17 protein-coding genes and 1 pseudogene are annotated in these 18041 nt (G+C 61.1%); 3 read left to right on the top strand and 15 right to left on the bottom strand.

Features of this window, described 5'->3' with window-relative positions:
* Positions 1 to 9: 9 nt before the first annotated feature.
* Together BVU17_16430 and BVU17_16425 are read right to left on the bottom strand one after the other, a co-directional pair.
* Positions 10 to 578, bottom strand: a pseudogene (locus BVU17_16430) (hypothetical protein).
* 218 nt (positions 579 to 796) lie between these two features.
* Positions 797 to 1375, bottom strand: coding sequence for a thioredoxin reductase (locus tag BVU17_16425; GenBank protein AUG49165.1), 579 nt, complete (start codon positions 1373 to 1375; stop codon positions 797 to 799).
* A 113-nt stretch (positions 1376 to 1488) separates the two neighbouring features.
* Between BVU17_16425 and BVU17_16420 the strand changes: the two genes are divergently transcribed.
* The gene (locus tag BVU17_16420) at positions 1489 to 2529 is read left to right on the top strand and encodes an IMP dehydrogenase (GenBank protein AUG49164.1); all 1041 of its coding nucleotides are present in this window, start codon (positions 1489 to 1491) and stop codon (positions 2527 to 2529) included.
* Between the two features lie 455 nt (positions 2530 to 2984).
* Here the strand turns inward: BVU17_16420 and BVU17_16415 are convergent, their stop codons facing one another.
* The 11 genes from BVU17_16415 to BVU17_16365 all read right to left on the bottom strand — a co-directional run bounded on the left by BVU17_16415 (position 2985) and on the right by BVU17_16365 (position 13615).
* Complete coding sequence (locus BVU17_16415; protein ID AUG49163.1) at positions 2985 to 4202, bottom strand: ferrichrome ABC transporter substrate-binding protein; 1218 nt, start codon at positions 4200 to 4202, stop codon at positions 2985 to 2987.
* Complete coding sequence (locus BVU17_16410) at positions 4199 to 5404, bottom strand: ABC transporter substrate-binding protein (protein ID AUG49162.1); 1206 nt, start codon at positions 5402 to 5404, stop codon at positions 4199 to 4201. The genes BVU17_16415 and BVU17_16410 overlap by 4 nt, the downstream gene beginning before the upstream one ends.
* Before the next feature lie 133 nt (positions 5405 to 5537).
* Complete coding sequence (locus tag BVU17_16405) at positions 5538 to 6470, bottom strand: ferrichrome ABC transporter ATP-binding protein (protein AUG49161.1); 933 nt, start codon at positions 6468 to 6470, stop codon at positions 5538 to 5540.
* Positions 6470 to 7585, bottom strand: a complete 1116-nt coding sequence (locus tag BVU17_16400; protein AUG49160.1) for an ABC transporter permease — start codon at positions 7583 to 7585, stop codon at positions 6470 to 6472. Before BVU17_16400 ends, BVU17_16405 begins: the two co-directional genes overlap by 1 nt.
* A complete protein-coding gene (locus tag BVU17_16395; protein ID AUG49159.1) occupies positions 7585 to 8565 on the bottom strand; it encodes a thioredoxin reductase in 981 nt (326 codons plus the stop codon). The genes BVU17_16400 and BVU17_16395 overlap by 1 nt, the downstream gene beginning before the upstream one ends.
* A gap of 251 nt (positions 8566 to 8816) precedes the next feature.
* Positions 8817 to 10277, bottom strand: coding sequence for a beta-carotene 15,15'-monooxygenase (locus tag BVU17_16390; GenBank protein AUG49158.1), 1461 nt, complete (start codon positions 10275 to 10277; stop codon positions 8817 to 8819).
* A gap of 52 nt (positions 10278 to 10329) precedes the next feature.
* Positions 10330 to 11319 (bottom strand): EamA family transporter, encoded by a 990-nt coding sequence (locus BVU17_16385; GenBank protein AUG49157.1) that lies wholly within the window; start codon positions 11317 to 11319, stop codon positions 10330 to 10332.
* 277 nt (positions 11320 to 11596) lie between these two features.
* Positions 11597 to 11866 (bottom strand): hypothetical protein, encoded by a 270-nt coding sequence (locus BVU17_16380; GenBank protein ID AUG49156.1) that lies wholly within the window; start codon positions 11864 to 11866, stop codon positions 11597 to 11599.
* A gap of 124 nt (positions 11867 to 11990) precedes the next feature.
* Positions 11991 to 12608, bottom strand: coding sequence for an SAM-dependent methyltransferase (locus BVU17_16375; GenBank protein ID AUG49155.1), 618 nt, complete (start codon positions 12606 to 12608; stop codon positions 11991 to 11993).
* Positions 12609 to 12748: 140 nt separating this feature from the next.
* Positions 12749 to 12961 carry a hypothetical protein gene (locus BVU17_16370; GenBank protein AUG49154.1) on the bottom strand — a complete coding sequence of 71 codons (213 nt, stop codon included), beginning with the start codon at positions 12959 to 12961 and terminating at the stop codon, positions 12749 to 12751.
* 219 nt (positions 12962 to 13180) lie between these two features.
* A complete protein-coding gene (locus BVU17_16365) occupies positions 13181 to 13615 on the bottom strand; it encodes a pyridoxamine 5'-phosphate oxidase (protein ID AUG49153.1) in 435 nt (144 codons plus the stop codon).
* Between the two features lie 102 nt (positions 13616 to 13717).
* On the opposite strand from BVU17_16365, the gene BVU17_16360 reads away from it, so the two are divergent.
* Positions 13718 to 15553 carry a long-chain fatty acid--CoA ligase gene (locus BVU17_16360; GenBank protein ID AUG49152.1) on the top strand — a complete coding sequence of 612 codons (1836 nt, stop codon included), beginning with the start codon at positions 13718 to 13720 and terminating at the stop codon, positions 15551 to 15553.
* A gap of 54 nt (positions 15554 to 15607) precedes the next feature.
* Here the strand turns inward: BVU17_16360 and BVU17_16355 are convergent, their stop codons facing one another.
* A complete protein-coding gene (locus BVU17_16355; GenBank protein ID AUG49151.1) occupies positions 15608 to 16081 on the bottom strand; it encodes a hypothetical protein in 474 nt (157 codons plus the stop codon).
* A 106-nt stretch (positions 16082 to 16187) separates the two neighbouring features.
* Between BVU17_16355 and BVU17_16350 the strand changes: the two genes are divergently transcribed.
* Entirely contained in the window at positions 16188 to 16958 is a 771-nt protein-coding gene (locus BVU17_16350; GenBank protein AUG49150.1) for a hypothetical protein, read from the top strand.
* Between the two features lie 209 nt (positions 16959 to 17167).
* Here BVU17_16350 and BVU17_16345 read toward each other — a convergent pair whose 3' ends face one another.
* Positions 17168 to 18016: a hypothetical protein gene (locus BVU17_16345; GenBank protein ID AUG49149.1), complete on the bottom strand. Its 849-nt coding sequence runs from the start codon at positions 18014 to 18016 to the stop codon at positions 17168 to 17170.
* Between the last annotated feature and the right edge of the window lie 25 nt (positions 18017 to 18041).

Raw genomic sequence — 18041 nt, 5'->3', positions numbered from 1 at the left:
TCGATGCGGTCACTGTGGAAACACGGGCTGTGGCTTCGCTCGCCACCGTTCAGCACTTCCTGTGTGCTCTACATCGAGCTGTATTCCCGTCTGGAGTGTCGATTCGGGGCGGTCGAACAGCGGCTCAAACGATGTCCCGACCGGCGACAGCACTCGCCATCGGTACGCGCCCCCGGTGCGTTCCGACTCGAATACGACACCATCGCCAATAGAATCGGTAACGACAGCAGGCACGGCACAACACCGGTCAGCCTGCTCGTGATACGTATATACCGTCCTGCTGGCGAGTCGGCAATCAAGGACCTGTGTTCTCGCGTCGCAGAACAGCAGGGTCCGTCGAGACACTCGTTACAGCGTTCAGCATCGAGAAACACGTCATCGAACGCAGCGATGGCGTCAGCGGGACCGTCAACATGGTTGATACGCCAGAGGGCGTTTTCAGTCACGGTACACGTGGCGTTCCGAAGTCGTACCCTCGGATACTCCTGAAACAGGTCCATCACTGGATCAGCACCCGCAGCGAACCTGAGGGTGAACGCGACCTCCTTCATACCAGCTTCACGGCTCTGTGATGTCATAGTGAATCAGTGGATAATGCTAGCTGTCGTCTTCAGAACCTCAGACCGACTGTAGTGGCTGGTATCGGTCGCAGTAGCGTAGAGTACGCACTTGGTTAGAGTCAGGAGATGTGAGGTTACCTATCGTCGAATACAGTCTGTGTTCGCCGGCCAGTGTCCAGCGACACAGTGTCCGGTGGGTAGTAGTGAGATAGGCCTGCCCGAACTCGCTTCGAGGCCTATGCTTCGGGGCCGAACATCTCGTCCGCGTCGGCGGGGGTATCGAAGTCGTGGAAGTGCTCTCCCTTCTCCTTCGTGAGGATATTCAGCGCTGCGGCCGCGCCGTCTCCGGCAGAGATGACGGCCTGCCACTCCTCGGCTCGGACCATACCCCCCGTCGCGTAGGCGTCGTTGACGCTCGTCTCCATCGTCACGTCCACGTCAACGGTATCCTCGTCGGTCATGTCACAGCCGAGCGACGCAGCGAGGTCACGGTTGGCCCCCGTCGCGAGGACGAGATACGCCGCTTGGTACGTGTCATCTTCGGTGGTGACCTCGAATCCGGCGTCAGTTTGCTGTACGTCGGTCACCTCTGTACCCTGCTTTCGGTCGACGCCGAAGCTATCGACCTGTGACCGGGCGGTTTCCATGAACGCGGAGCCGTCTTGGGACCCGACCCCGAGATAGTTGAACAGGTGTGCTTTGTGCATCCACGTCCCGTCAGTGTCGAAGACCGTCGTCTCCAGTCCGTTTTTTTGTGCGAACAGTGCCGCACTCAGGCCGGCGGGGCCGCCGCCGACAATGAGAATGTCTGTCATGTTTCTGCATTTCTATTCGCTCACTGGTAATTGTTTTCATCCAATGAAAGCGGCCAGTCGGATTTGGTGCGCAGTATGAGAACGGTTTTGCACAGCCGACCCGAAGCACGCCCATGCGCGCAGCCATCTACCGTGGCCCCGGTGAGATTACCGTCGAAGAGGTCCCCCGACCAGAGATTGAATCGCCGACCGACGCGATTGTACGCGTGACCCACACCGCTGTCTGTGGCTCCGACCTGTGGTTCTATCGCGGCCAGAGCGACCGTGAGGAAGGGTCACGCGTCGGCCACGAACCGATGGGTATCGTCGAGGAGGTCGGCGACGATGTGCGCTCTGTCGAACCCGGCGACCGGGTGTTCGCCCCGTTCGTTATCAGCTGTGGCCGGTGTGAGTTCTGTCGGAAAGGGCTGCATACGTCCTGTGTCAATGGCGATTCGTGGGGCGGCGAAAACGGCGGCGGGCAGGGTGAGTACGTCCGAGCGCCGGAAGCCGACGGGACGCTGGTCCGCGTTCCCGACCGTCACGCCGACGACGAGGACACGCTGGAAGCGATTCTGCCCCTGACAGATGTTATGGGCACCGGCCACCACGCGGCGGTGAGCGCCGGTGTCAGGGAAGGCGACACCTGTATTGTTGTCGGCGACGGTGCCGTTGGACTGTGCGGGGTGCTGGCGGCACGCCGCTTAGGTGCAGAACGCATCATTGCGATGGGCCACCACGAGGACCGCCTCGAACTCGCCGAGTCGTTCGGTGCGACAGAGACCATCGCCGCACGCGGCCAAGAGGCCGTGGACGCCGCGGACGACCTGACCAACGGCGGGGCAAACCACGTCCTCGAGTGTGTCGGTGCGGCTTCAGCAATGGAGACTGCCATCGATGTCTGTCGCCCGGGCGGGACCGTCGGCTACGTCGGCGTCCCGCACGGGCTCGATGACTCCGGGCTAGATATGTTTTCGCTGTTCGGCGATAATATCGGGCTCAACGGCGGCGTCGCACCGGTTCGTGCCTACGCTGACGACCTGCTGGCCGATGTGTTGCAGGGCACGCTTGACCCGTCGCCGATCTTCACGAAAACAGTCGATCTCGACGGTGTTCCCGAGGGATATCGGGCGATGGACGAGCGCGAGGCGATCAAGGTTCTCGTCAAGTTGTAGTCGGTCTGTGGTGACTGACAGTCATGCGAACCGCGGGATGATTCGCTAAACGGTACGGCTAGTTCTAGACGACTCACACGGCCGAAGCTCCGGCACAAACGATGTGCTCCTGTGGCGAGTTCCCCGTAATCGACAGACCCAGCTAGACGAGCTTTCCACACGAACGACAGCGCGGGCGGTCAGCCGAGGGGTCATACGCCAGCGCAACGTCGTTGCAATGACGGCAGTATCGGTCGGAGCCAGTGGTGTAGGAATGCGTGTTCCCTTCGTGTACTAACATATGTGAGATGATGGCATGGTGGTATAAATTCTTTCTGGACAAACAGACTGTTATACCCTTATATACCATATATACTGGCAGTGATTGCTATAGTTGTAGACCATTCATCCAGATATGTGGGTATCGATCTCAATACAGTTACGCAAGCCGGTTCTAAGAGTGTGGGGGAGAGCGGTTAGATTTCGCCGTTGATGATGGCTGCCACTCGCTGTCGGTCGAACAGTTGCTCCTGGTCCGAGGTAGTACCGAGGCCGTGCCACTCGCCGAACGTCTCAGGGTAGAACTGTTTGGCGGCGGCTTCCGTCTGAAACAGATTAATAATTGGTCCCTGATACGAAGTCCCACCGCGGTAGAGTCGGTCATTCTGAACCGCTGAGAGTTGCTGACCAATAGGGTCTTCTCGCATCGTGGCCATTCGGTCCTCGAACTCCTCGGTCGAAACGTGCGAGAAGCCGTACTGGAACAGGAGGATGTCGGGGTCGACATCGAGGAGTTGCTCGTAGTCCCACTCGGCGTAGCTCCCGTCGATAACTTCGTCGAACGCACCGCGCATCCCAAGGTCACGGTACTGCTTGTGCCCGTTTCCATCGTGGACGGGATAAGCGTAGAACGACCCGCCTTCGAAGTCGGAGTTGATCGAGAGCAGACCGACTGTTGGCCGTTCGTTTTCAGGCGGCAGCCCGTTATTGATTTCAGTGAGCAGCGAATCGTGGAGGTCAGCAAACGCCGCGTAGCGTTCGCGTTCCTGGAACGCATCGGCGATTCGGTCGAAGGCCTCGTACAGCGAGTAGTACCGGTAATCGTGCCAGTCGTCGTTCCGTCGCCGGATGCTGTTCCCGACGATCGGGCCGATGTTGGTTCTGACCTCAGTGAAGTCCGAATCGGACCAGGTGTCGTCAAGCACCCGGACGAAGTTCGGGTCAAACAGGTGGACATCAGAGTCCATCTCGTAGAAGGCCTCTTTGCCGATACTCCCGTCGCGCATCAGTTGTGGAATATCATCGAACGTCACGTCGACGTTCGGGATGGCGTCGAAGAACGCCATCGGCCAGTTCTCAGTGAATATCAGCCCCGCAAGACCCTCAAGTTGCCCCAGCGCGATAGCCATGTCCCCGTAGGTGCTGAAGTAGGCCATCCACCGCTCAGGAGCCGAGTCGAACTGTACCTCGCCCATCGGCTCCATCGACACCGTGTACGAGTCCGCTGCAGTCGGTGTCGTCGCGTCGGGGTTTGCAGTAACTGTCGACGCGTCACTGTCTGTCGATTCCGGCGTCGACTGTGAGTCGGCATCGCCGGTACAGCCGGCGAGCAGCCCACCACTGATGACCGCCCCGCCGTATTTCAGATAGTCTCTGCGCGTTCGTGCGTCGGTTGTCGTGTCGTTATCACTCATGCTTCAAATGCTCCGTTGATGATGTCTGCGACCCGCTGGCGGTCGAACAGCTGTTCCTCGGGCGGAATCTCAGGGTACGGCCCCGAAGTGTAGGTCGGCCACTCGCCGAACTGCTCGGGATACAGTTGCTTAGCCGTCATCTCCAGCTGGAAGAGGTGCAGTATCGGGCCCTGATATCTCGCCCCCTGTGGGTAAATCCGGTCGTTCTGTACGGCCGTAATCTCCGACCCGACCGGGTCAGATTTGAACGCTTCCCGTCGCTCCGGAAGGCTCGTACTCGGTTCGAACCCGCCGAGGTGCAAGATTACATCCGGGTCGGCCTCAAGTAGGGTTTCGAAGTCGACCACAGAGTTCGTTTCGACCGACCCCTCGAAGGCGTCTCGTGCCCCGAATGGGCGGGTATGCGCGGTCAGGAATCCGGGGTTGTCAAGCGTATAGGCGTAGATCTCGTCGAGGTCAGCCGCGGCGAGCATCACTGCCGACGGCCGCTCCGACTCGGGCGGCAGATTCGCGTCGATAGTCGAGCGCATCTCGTCGTGGATCGCCGCAAGCGCCTCGTAGCGGGCCTGTTCCTGAAACGCCTCGGCCACGAGTTCGAACTGCTCCCAGAGGGTGTAGTACTCGTAGTCAGCCCACCCGGACGGGGGTTCGGCGTGCCGGTCGCTCAGTGAGTTGCCGAACCATGGTGAGACGTTGGTGGCGACCTCCTCGAAGTCCTCCCGGTCCCAGTTGTCCTGTTTGGCGATCCAGGCCGGGTCTGCCAGATGGATATCGCTGTCCAGTTCGTACAGTTTCTCCTTGCTCGGCTTCCACGAGGAGTACAGTCCGGTCCAGTCCAGCGACACCCCCGGAAGTCGGTCGACGAACTGGTTCCAGAGCCCGTTATAATATTCAGGGGCGTGCATTGCCGTGACGGTATCCCCACGCCCCAGCGCGAATGCCATGTCGGCGTGGTGTGTGAGCCGCGTAAAGACGGTCTCCGGTGGCGAGTCGAAGGTCACCGCTCCCATCGGTGACATCGACACAGAGTACGAACCGTCGACCGTGTGGGTGTCCGTCTCCGCTCCGGACGCCGTTTCTGTGGCCCCCTGCTCGGCGTCACTGGTACATCCCGCAAGCAACCCGGCGGTGAGAACCGTTCCCCCGTACTTCACATACTCTCTCCGCGTCGGTGTCTCGGCGTCTGTAGCGTCGCCAGCCATTATTTTAGGCTGACCTAAAAAACATATAATTGTTCCGATTTGCCGACCCAGAACAGTCGATAGCAAACGCCGTCTAGCGTCCGTTTCAAGATTCCGTCATTCTAACCGCGGTGGCAAGGTGGTCTCTGTAGCTCTATTCGGCAACGACTTCCTCAGCACGGTCCGAGTCGGCAGAATCGTCACCAGCAGTGTGTTCGTCACCGTCGTGGCGGGGACGGATCGGATTCACGCGTGGGCCGTGTGGCGTGGCCGTGACCTCTGCTTCGATCTCGAAAACGTCCGCGAGTAGTTGTTCGGTGACGACATCCTCTGGCCGTCCCCGTGCCTGAATCTCGCCGTCTTTGAGTGCGACCATCCGGTCGGCGAGGCGAGCCGCCTGCTCGATATCGTGCAGGACGACAACGATGGTAATGTCACTCTCGTCCCGGAGCGTTTCGATTATCTCCATCACCTCAAGCTGGTGGTGCAGGTCGAGAAACGTCGTCGGCTCATCGAGCAACAGCACGTCGGTGTCCTGTGCAAGGACCATTGCGATCCAGGCGAGCTGTTTCTGGCCCCCACTGAGGCTGCCGACTTCGCGCTCACGGATGTGTCCACAGCCGGCCAGATCAATCGCCCGCTCGACAGCAGCCTCGTCTTCTTCGGTGACGCTGTCGAAGAACCCGCGGTGTGGGTAGCGACCGTGATACACCAGATCCTCGACCGATATGCTGCTCGGCGACGTACTCTCCTGAGAGAGGAGGCCGAGTTTTCGGGCAATCGCTTTGGTCTCAAGCGTCTGGATGTCTTGTCCGTCGAGCAGTACAGATCCGGCGTCGGGTTGGAGCTGATTTGCGAGCCCTTTCAGCAACGTGCTCTTGCCGGACCCGTTCGGGCCGACGAGCGCTGTCACGGCCCCCGGTTCAGCGGAAATCGACTCGCCGTCGATGACCGGGTCATCCGCACTGGAGTACGAAAGCACCACATCGTCGCCGACCAGCGGCCGGTCCCGGCGGGCTGACTGGGGCCCAGCAGCGGTGTCGTTGGTCGAGGCGATACCGTCCGAGTTCGAGTTGTTCTGTGGCATTAGATCTCACCCATCTGTTCCTGTCGCCGCATCAGATAGAGGAAGTACGGGCCGCCGACGACGCCGGTGACGACGCCGACCGGAACCTGCGCGGGGTTCAGGGCCAGCCGCGCACCGACATCTGCGACGACCATCAGCGCCGGCCCAACGAACACGCAACCGATGAGGAGCCGGCGGTAGTCGCTCCCGACGATGAGTCGGACGATGTGAGGCACTACGAGGCCGAAGAACCCGATGATTCCCGCGACGGAGATCGCCGTGCTGGCCGCCAGAATGGCGACTCCAGAAAGCAGGAACCGAACCCGCTCGACACTCATCCCGAGCGAGCGCGCGGTCTCCTCGCCGAGCAGGAGGAGGTTCAGTTGGCGTGCGCCGGCCAGCGCGAGTAGTGTCGCAGCCATCGTCGGGATGATAGCGATTCGGAACTCTTCCCAGCCGACGCCGGTAAGCGAGCCGGTAATCCATGCCAGTGCTGACTGAACAACGCCCAGATCGTCGGCGAAGAAGAACAGTCCCCGCTGGAGGGAGGTAAACACCATGTTGACGATGACACCGGCAAGGACCAGTCTGACCGGGCTCGTTCCGCCCTTCCACGCGATCATATACACAAGCAGGAACGCGATGGAACCACCGACCGCGGCAAACAGCGGGAGGAACGGGGCGAGACTACTGAACAGAACGAGGGTTAGCAGTACAGTGAGCCCCGCTCCGGAGCTCACGCCCAGGACAAACGGACTTGCCAGCTCGTTTCGTGTCACGGCCTGGAATATCGCTCCGGAGACGGCGAGACACATCCCCGTAAGCACCGCGACGATGACCCGCGGCATCCGGATGTTCCAGACGATGAGTGTCCGTTTCGGTAGTTCGGGGAGCTCGGCACCGAGGAAAAACGACTGCCACGCCTGAACACTGAACCACACCTTCGGATCGAACACGGCCTGCCACGCCTGAAGGATTGTCATCGAATACGCCCCGAAGCTCACCTGGAGCAGGCCAGCCCCAAAGGCGACGGCAATGCTTGCGACACACAGTCCGAACAGGGACCCATCGAGGGTGTCGAGCCAGGATCTGGCTTGCGACCACGCATCGGTAGCGCCCTGTGTCTCACTGGCCATTACTCGCTCACCTCCGCACGTCCGTCGCTCGCGTCGAGGTAGTCCCGGATTGTTTCGTCGTCTATCGCATCGAGGACAGCAGTCTGATCGAGCCCCGAAACGACCGCTTCGGGGTCAAGGTAGCCCGCTAGTGTTTCCTGCCCTGTTTCGGTCCGGGCGGCTATTTCGTCGGGCGTGATATACGACGACCGGCGTTCGTCGATGACCGCCTCACGGACCCGCTGGAACCGCTCCGACTCCGGCGCAACGGGGGCGTCCTCGGCGTACCGGTCGTCGAAATAGTCGACCCAGGTCGCTCGATCAGTCCATTCGTCGTCTAGCTCGGCCTCGCGACGGACCCAGTCCACACCGTCAGCGACAGCCTCCCACCAGCCGTCGTCTATTCGCACATCCGCGATCACCCGGCGGGCGACCCGCGCGCCCCGGCCGGCTGCAATGATCGCCTGCATATCCGCTTCGTCGGACGGTGACGCCACGTAGAGACCCGGAACCGGTGTCGTGCCGTCCGCGTTGGCATACTCACGGTCGAAGGTTTCGCGTTCCTCGCCGTCGTGTTCGTACGTCTCGAACATCGCCGCGTCGTCGTCTAAGCCACGCATGTACTCGCCGTCGTAGCGGGTCGCCGCGATGACACGACGAGTCGTGGCCGTCTCCCCCGCCTGCGTCTGGACTACGAACCCCTCCCCCTCATCGGTTCTGTCAAGCGATTCGACCAACTCGGAGACGACGGTACAGCCAGCGGTCTCAGCATGGTCCTGAATGCGGTCGTACAGCGTGTCGATGTCAATACCGGCCGGGAAACCGAGGTAGTTTTCGAGGTAGGCACAGCGCTTGAGCGACGACCGGCCACAGTCGTAGATTGCCGTATCGAGGTCCGCTCTGGCCGTGAACACACCCGCCGCACACCCCGCCGGACCGCCCCCGACAATAATGACATCCCGGTCGAAGGTCGTCCCCGTTCGGTTCCCGACTGTCACCATAGTCACGACGCTCCGTTCGGTATCCGTGATATCGACAGCCGGCGCGGCAGTTCAGCGGTGTCGATCAGTGCGTCCAACATACTGTTTAGGGCAGCCTAAATGGATAAAGCGTTTTCGAATTTTAGGCAGACCGAACAATATGTGTGTCGTTCACAATTTCCACCAGAGCGGCACGTCCGGTGTGGTCGCTCGAATAGGACGATTTCTCGACCGACGAGCGGCCAGCGGGAGCAGACTCACCGCTAGTAGCGTCAGTTGCCGGTCGCCACTCGAAGTTCGGGAAAGTATCGACCGTGGAAATCAAACGGGGCTGCGTGGGGAAGCGATGCTCTGGCGCGCTCTTCGAACGTCTGGCCGTCGAGTACGAGCAACCGGGACTGGTCGTCTGCCGCGTTCAGCGCAACGACCAGCACCACGCCGTCATCCTCGGTGTCGCCGTCTGGTGCGGGAACAAACACCGGCTCACCGAAGTAGTCCCCACCGTCGTCGAACGTCTCGACAGCACCAGTGTCAGTGTCGAGTTTCAGCACACGACGGGCCCACTCGGTAACGGGGGTGTCCATCCCCATCGCGTACACGTAGCGGTGCGGGCGACACCACCGCGACGGTGAGACAGTCGGAAGTGCGCTGCCGTCGGGGTACAACATCTCTCGCGCCACCGTCGCGTCGGCAGGGCCGTAGCGGGTCACGCCGCTCCCGGTACCGAGAGCGACAGTGAACCGCTCGATGCGGCCGACGATAGCTCCCATCTCGCCCGCACGAAGGTTATCCAGATACAAGGAGTCGATAGTCGTCGCGTCGGGTACTGTTTCGAGATCGAACACGAGTTCCCTGCCGCCGGCTCGCTCGAACGCGTTGACGTGGTGGAAGCCGAACACGGCGTCGGTGACCGGCTCGGCCACGACCGTCCCGGTAGTCCGGTCCATGACGATGATTCGAGTCCCGCGGTCGGGGTCCCACTCGAACTGCTCGATGAAGGGCGCCTGCCGGCCGGGCTTGAGAAACCGTCGCGGGTCGAGTCGGAGCGGGAACTCCGTCAAGACGACGTACCGGGGCGTAAGCGCGAAACTGTGCATGTACGCCGGCCGGTCGGTGTCGACGCTCCCGACGTGTCGTCGGGTCCCGTCGGGCGACATTGCGGTGACGTGGTACTGGCTGGTCCGTCCGAACGCCGTTTCGACGTTGACAAGGACGCCGCTCGTCGGGTCGCGTTTAACATGGGCACAGGAGAGGTGGCCGGTCGGCACGTCGTCGTCGTGTTCGAGGTGACCTGTCGTTTCGAGCGTGTTCGGGTCGAAACGAACCTTCCGGGGCGATTCAGTCAGTGCGAGGTACTCGTCGCCGAACCGCTCGGCGATGATGTTCGTGTTATCGTAGGGGTCGGTCAGGAACGTAGCCAGCCGCGAGCGAAGCGTCGTCTCGCCCGTCGCAAAGCCGCCCTCGAAGTTGCCACTCGTCGCCGCCCTGTACGCGTCCGTCCGGAGGAAGCGGTTCCGATAGTGTACCGCGTCAGTGTCGGGGTCAAAGGTAAACCGGTACAGCATCGCGAACCCGTCGAACCAGTGGTCGACACTGCTACCGTTCGGGAGGGAGAACGCGCCGGGCCCGTTCCGGATGAGGCTGCCGCGGAGCCAGTCCGGGAGGTCACCGGTCACGGAGATGGATGCCGCCGTCTCATCATACAGGGAGTGGAATCCGGGGTGAGAAGCCATACCGGTACATTGGGTGGCAGCGGCTAAGGCCTGACGCCCCTGCTCAGGGGCATCACTCGCGGGTCGTGTACGCGTTCCCGCTGACGACGACGCAATCGTCCCGTGGCCCGTACGGTCGGTACGATGGCGAGTCCGTCCGGCGACGACGGAGCGACCGGAGCACGTCGGCTTTCACCCACGCGAAGCCGACCACGATTACGGCGAAGCCAGCGATGGTCACCGGGCCGAGTGTCTCACCGAGCAGGAGCCAGCCGCTGATGGCCGTCACTGCCGGAACCACGTAGGACACCAGGCTGGTTTCAGCGGCCCCGACTGTGCTGATCAGGCGGAAGTAGAGGAGGAACCCGATTGCGCTGGCCACGATGCCGAGATACGCGATTGCGGCTATCTGTTCGAGCCCGACCGTGACGGTTCCCAGCTGCTCCGATGGCAGCCCCGCGCTGACAGCGTGCAGGATGCCTGCCCCGAGCAGCGTCATCCAGGCCTGCAGGCTCACGAGCGGGAGCGAACTGGTGTAGCGCTCGGTCAGGACTGCGCCGACGGCGAAGGCGACAGCCGAACTGATGAGCAGGGCGACACCGAGCAGCCGACCGCCGACCGCTCCCGGTGTGGGGTTCGCAATGATGACCACACCGATGAACCCACAGACGGTGCCGATGAGTTCGTGTGGTCGAGCCCTGTAGCTCGGTATCAACGTCGATGCGAACGCCGGCGTCACGACCGGCGTGAGACTGAGCAGGATTGCGCCGAAGGAACTCGGGACGTACTGCTGGCCGAGAAACAGAAGCGCGAAGTGTGCCCCGATGAGGACGGTGCCGCCGATGAAAATCAGCGACCAGTCATCGCGAGTCTGTGGACGCAGCGCCCGCCCTCGCCAGAGAGCATAGCCAAGCAGGACGACTGCAGCGATGTCGTGTCGGACAGCTGCCAGCAACACCGGCGGGACGCTTTCGAGACCAGTCTTGATCGCCACAAATGAGAGTCCCCAGATGAGTGCGAGCGCAGCAAACAGCAAGCCGATATATCGTGTCGAGCGTGTCATTCCAGTAGAGACTATCCGTATGTGCTGGAGGAGTATGAAGCTTCTATCGCCACTGTGACGCACACACACGGCCTCTACGGCCCTCCCCGTTGTTCAGAAATTCCCGAAAACAGTGTGTGTCCGCAGTACTATTGCGGCCACTTGTACCGAGACGTATCGTTCTTCTCGGCTCCGGAACACAGAGCTCTCATTCGGTCACCGGACAACCGTTCAGTATACTGTCAGCAACAGCAAAACGAGGATGATGCCCACGTCAGCAGTCCGACGCAGGCAGGGGTCAGCTTGACATCGTGTCGAAATGCCAGCCCGGGTCGGTCCCGGTCTTGTCGATGTACTCGGACCGACACGCGGGACAGCAGTCAGGAACCGCGGATTTGGACCTGGGAACGTACACCGCGCCGTCGCACTCCACACAGGCGTCTGCGACGACAGTCACGCAGTCAGAACAGAGATTGAAGTCGTCGACTGTGAGGTCTCGCAGGGGTTCGAGTTGTTTGTCCAAGAGGTACTCGTCGATAGCCGCCTGACAGTTTTGGCACAGTTGCATAGCGATCCAACTTGATGCATGATACCGTGACACAAATAGCTGCTGCCTGGTTATCGATTGTGAAGTTATCGGTGGATGGGTATTCGATGACGGCACCACCGAGAAGTGACAGATACGAAAAGAGCTACGGGGCACGGAACACGCGAATGGTGTCCCGGGACGTGGGTTCGCGGATTAGCTGCGCGAACCCGAGTTCCGAAAACACCTGCTTCCAGTTGCGGTGATACAGCGGGAACTCGTCGTCGACGTAGCTCACCGCAGTGTCTTCGCGTCCACGCTCGGGGCTGTTCCCCTCGTTTTCGGCGATGATGAGGAGGTCCCCGGCGATACGGGCGATCTCTTCAAACACCCATGCGTCATCGGGGTGGATGTGCTGGAGGGTTTCGACCGAGTAGACGACATCGAAGGCGTCGGCCTCGAACTCGGTGACGATGTCTTCGAGGGCACCGGTATGGAACGTCCCCGAATCCGCGAGCCGAGGGTAGTGCTCAGCCATCACGTCGAAGGATTCGTCGTTGATGTCGATGCCGGTGAGATTCCCGTATCCGTTGGTCTGCAGATGCGCCAAGTGGCGACCCGAGCCACAGCCCAGTTCGATGATTCGGGCGTCGTCGTGGACGTAGTGGTCGAGTACATTGACCAGCGTCTCACTCACCTCGTTCGGTCCGAGTTCAGCGTAGTACTCCGGCGAGAACTTCCCGGAACGGGAGGCCCAGTCGTTGCGAACGTCGTCCGGGTCCATACCTACCGTTCACCGTTGCGGAATAAATGCACCACGAAGTGCGTGCCGGACAGTCGATGGACGCAAGCAAGGACCATCCTTACTGTGATACAGGTGACACTCTATCCAGACTGGGAGCGGGTAGAACTGCCGGTGACGGGCTATGACTCGTACTGGAGCAATCGGTCAGCCCGTGTTTCAAGCTCCGCCTCGTCAATCTCACCCGATGCGTACTGTTGTTTGAGCGTTTCCAGTGAATCCGGCTCGACGGTCGCCTCCCCCTGAAGCTGTACGTACAGCAGAGCACCGACCGCGATAGCAGCGATGATAAATGCTGCGAACAGCAGCCACCAACCGCCCGGGGTCATGCCCATACCCATTCCCCCACCGTGGGGCCCCATCGGTCCGTGCTGGAGTAGTGCAGTTGTTAGTGAAAGCATCTGGGACACCTCTGTTTGTAGATACGAATCTTATGGCATAATTACGTGCGCTGTTTCCCATAGACTGAGAACACAGCGCGGGCGAAAAGCGGCGGCTTCTCCCCTGGGAGAGGAGTCTGTTCCCGGGAGTGTCCGTGGCTCTCAACACCGGTTTCACCCGACGCGGAATTCACGGCCGTGCCAGTCATCGATTCGAAGTTCATACGGCGTCGTCGTGGCTGTATCGTCCCAGCTAACTGGGTTCGGGGCGAACTGTGTGTTGCTGGCCAGCGAGGCAAGGGCCGGCTCTACCTCGTCGTACGTCGCCTCCACCAGTTCACCCGTGACCACGACGCTCCGCCACACCGATTTAGGTTCGGTTTCCTCGTACACGGTGAACCCGACGGTGGCGTCTGCAGTCAGATGCTGGTGTTTCTGGCTATCGTCGCTCTCTGACAGATGAAACGCCAAGCTATCCGTCGCTGGATCGTATCCGAACGCCACCGGGACCGGATACGGGGCCCCCCCAGTTGGACTGGACAGTGCCAGCACGCCGATTCCGTTGTCGGTGAGGACATCAACGACCGCGTCGTCACTTAGTTCTTGCATCCCGAATACAACGTTATCTGGCAACTACTTGGGAATTAGACCGCATTTTCACTCGGTGGGAACGTGAGAGTTACTTTTCAAATAATGGGTAACAGAACAGGTATGGGCACAGACTCGACGGGGGCGTTCGCCGAGTGGGACGAAGAACGGTACAGCACCAATATCGAGCGGTTCGACGAACAGCACAAGCGCCTGTTCGGGCTACTGAACGACCTCCACACTGCAATGAACGAAGGCCACTCGGAGGAGGAGGTCGGTGACATTCTCCGGGAACTGGAACGCTACACCGAGTACCATTTCGGTGACGAAGAGGAGTTCATGCAGAACTGTGGCTACGCCATGGACTGCAGCGACTGTTTCTACAACCACCGTGAAATGCACGAGGAGTTCGCCGACAAAGTGCGAGAACTCCGCGAGAAACACGAAAACGGGGAGTACGTCACGATGGAGGTCCTGACAGTCGCCCGAGACTGGCTGGATGCGCACATCGCCGCCGGCGACGAAGACCAGAACTACGCGGACTACTTCCAGAACGAGGTCAGCGATGACTACGAGTACGAACCCGGGCAGCTATATCAGGACCGCACGGCATCGGAAGACCCGGTCCCAGTTGACCGGCAGAGCGAAGCCGACGGGGTGCGCCTCGACAGCGACATCTACGACGGGGGCTCGCTTTCGGTCCCGGACGGGTCAGTAGCGGCCTGGTTCGAAGATGTCGTTTCGGAGCACGGGGATCGGACCGCGGCGCTCGTCCGAGATGACGGCGAGTTCGTTGAACGGAGTTTCGATGAGCTGGCCGAGCAGGCGAAAGCAGTCGCTGGCGGACTCCTCTCGACGGAACTGCGTCCGGGGGACCGGCTGGCAATCAGAGCACAGTCCCAGTACGAGTGGTCCGTTCTGGACCTGGCCTCTCACTTCGCTGGACTGGTCCCGGTCGCGCTCTACCCGTCTGCGAGCGACGACCGGGCAGCCCAGATTATCGAACGGACTGGCGCAACCGGACTTGTGGCAGCGGGAGACGTGACCGAAGACCTCGCACTGGCCGTCGAAACCGTGCTTGCTTTCGAGGACCTCCCGACAGCTGAGGCGAGAGTGCTTCCCGGCCTACAGACGGACGGTGACGAGGTTGCGACAGTTGCGTTCGACGTGGCATCCCCTGCGGAGAAGGCCGGTTGCGCGCTGACACACCGAAATCTACTGGCGGCCGCAGAGAGCCTCCGAGAGGCGCTTCCCACAGGCCCCGGAGCGACCGGAACGTGTTCGCTCCCACTGGCACACATCTATCAACGCGTCGCGACGTACTACCTCTGGGCGACCGGGAGCGCCGTCGCCTACCTCGGGACCGATGAGTTCGTCGACCAGCTCGCGGCTGTTGCGCCAGATGTGCTCGTCGGTGTCCCGAAGATGTACCAGCAGCTCTACGGAACGATTCAGGACCGTCTCGGCGATATGGGCTGGATGAAACGGAAGGTCGGCGGTCGAGTAGCGTCCTACGGAGAAGGAGTCGTCGAAGGACAGGGGACGCCGCTGAAATACAGAGCCGCCAATCGCCTCGTCTACAAGCCGCTCCGACAAGACGCGGGGTTATCGAACCTCACTTACGCACTCTCCGGGACCGGCCGGCTGGACGACCATCTGCTGTACTTCTTCCGGGGGCTGGGGGTTCCGATATGCGAGCTCTACGGCTCCGTCGGCACAACCGGTGTGGGGGCACTGAACCCGGCAGACTCCTACGTCGAAGGGTCGATTGGGGACCCGATGCCGGGCGTTGAAATCGCCGTCTCCGAAAACAGAGAGCTACTGGTCCGCGGCCCGACCGTCCTCGGCGGCTTCCTCCACGACGACCAGACCGGCGCGCAGACGCTCCGAGACAACTGGTATCACACCGGCGAAGTCGGTGAAGTGGGACCGGACGGCACGCTTTCGCTCGGTGAGTGAGAGCGGCCGTGAAGCCCGTGGCAGTGCAGTCAAGCGGTGCCGCGGTCACACGGGTCAGACGAGGCGAAACCCGAGCGCGACAAGCGGCACAAGGACGAGTAGGTATCCGGCCGCCGAGATCGCCCAGTCGCGTCTGATGTCTGGGACCCGGGCCGACGGCAGCCGGGAGCGTGGGAGGACGGCGAAGACAAAAAAGCCGACCATCAGCGTGTAGAGGACGGCGGCAGCGAGGACCGCTACGACTATCGACGGCCCGCCCAGCAACCCTTCAGTGGTGAAAAGGACCCAGACGAACAGCGGGCCAGTGAGCCAGCCAGCAATATAGTGGACCACGCTCGCGAGCCGCTCGGGGGCGTTCTGCGGGGCGCTATCGGTCAATACACCGGAGGCAATGAACGGCGGCGTTTCGCCTTCCGGCAGTCTGGCCATCACTAGGTCCATCACAACCGTCGCGACGACACCAGCAGCCACGCCGATACCAAACCGGAGTGACACCGTAAGCGCCGTGACAAGAGGTACCGACTCCATGTACTATTGAGTGGACGGACCCGTATTCTGTCTGACGGTTCGGGCCGACAGCGGTACCGATTTATTGGGTGCAAAAGCCTCTAAGGCCGTCCGTCGTAAACAGCGCATGCGCACACAGGATGCGGGACACCGGGCGGCGGCAGTCGCCGCCATCGCTGACCGCGAGTACCGGCGTGCCGGCGACGAATACACGCGGGCAGGCTGGCGTGTTCTTGCGGACCCGCGGGACGGTATCGAGCCGTTCGCGGCCGACGAGAAGGGGTGGGTCGGTGACGGGCTTCAGTACCTCGCGACGAGCGCGGTCTGTTACCGCGTCGCCGGACAGGATACGCGCGCCACACGTCGCGGCGTCGAGGGCGTCGCCGTGGCCAAGGATGTGACCAACGGGCTCGAACATCCGGTTCAGCACGCCTGTCTCAAGGAATTCGTCGCGGACTTCCGGGCGGTCGGGGGCCTCGACGGGGTCGAGACGGCATACCGCGAGGCTGAGGCGGCATACAACGACGCCGGAAGTGCTGTCGACAATCCGCAGGCGTGGGGGACGACGCCCCTGTTCGAGGCCGCTGCGACCCTCATCCAGCATGTCGCTCGTGGCCCGGCTAACGGCGAGATCGCTATTCCCTGGGAAGACCTCCACGGCGCGGACCCAGACGACGCCGGCAGCTTCCTCGCACAGCGAGCCATCGTCAAGCGCCAACGGTTCTCGACTCTCGTCGAGCAGGTGATCAACGACGGCTTCCTCGCCACTCCTCGTGGAACCACGGAGTACGACACTGACCACCACCGCTGTCCGCACTGTGACTCAACAGATGTGAACTGGGTCGCAGAGAGCGTCGTGTGCCTGCGGTGTTCCCGACCAACAGCCGAAACAAACTAAGACACATCGTCTTCCCCCTGAGTATGACGAAACCTCGCAACGCCTCAGCTATAGTTTGATTTTTCAATAGCCGATGCTATCGTTATAATAGTGTCTACTGATTTGCCGCTTGTTCTGGCACTAGTCAGCCTATTCTGAACAGATTTGTATTTATCAGGCCAGCAAGAATTGACGGATGGAGAAAAACACCTATACAAGGACGGCGTCAGTCACGTTGTCGGTTCGGACGACTCGGGCAGTGAAGCCGAATCAGCACGCGCTTCCATCAGCAATCGGCGACTAACAATGTGGTCGACGACAGTGGTGCTGTCGAGAATTTCTGTTTCACCGGCGTGGGTTTCTGGGTCACCGGCGTACCGCCGTATCTTGAACGAATCCATCGCATTCCGGTTCTCCGAGACTGGTTCGATGACTTCGAGATGCTCGCCGGTGACGGAGTTGCGGTAGGTTTCGCCCGTGGCAAAGCCGACAACAGGGACATCCGCCGGCCATTCCCACGAAAACTGCCGAAGATACTGGTCGAACTGCCAGACGAGATGTGCCGGGTCGAGATCGTCGTCAAGCGCACCGACAGTGGCCGATTCAAGTGTCCGGTCCCAGTAGTCGACGACGCATTCCTTGAGGTCGTCTTGCAGACAGTCTTCGACCAGTTTCTGCTCAATCGGATAGCCGATCTCGATGGCAACGATGGCGTGTCTGTCAAGATGGGTGAGACAGCGCTGGCATTCGATCTCGAACACGGACAGGCCGAGCGGGTTATCAGCAGTCAAGTGCGCCAGTTCGTTCCCGCAACTGGGACACCAGAGAAACAAGACCCCGTTGTCCGCACCGGAGAGTTCGCCGAGCACGGTCAGATCATCGAAGGTAGTGTCGGGGTCTGTCATCCGGGTCTCGGATTGCGACTCCGGAACGGGCTCTGCGGCATCGTCCGCGTACTTGGCCAGCTTCCGGTCTTTCAGTAGCGACTTGATAACCGAGTCATGCGAGGAGTGCGACTCTGTATCACGTATTTTCTCTATCTGTTCTTTCGTCCAGTCGCGTACGCGGATAGTTGCCATTTATCACACATCCAGACCAGACTGC

Source organism: Haloarcula taiwanensis (assembly GCA_002844335.1).
Classification (GTDB): domain Archaea; phylum Halobacteriota; class Halobacteria; order Halobacteriales; family Haloarculaceae; genus Haloarcula; species Haloarcula taiwanensis.
Note: the sequence above shows the minus strand (reverse complement) of the source record. Positions and strands in the feature narration are given on the sequence as shown.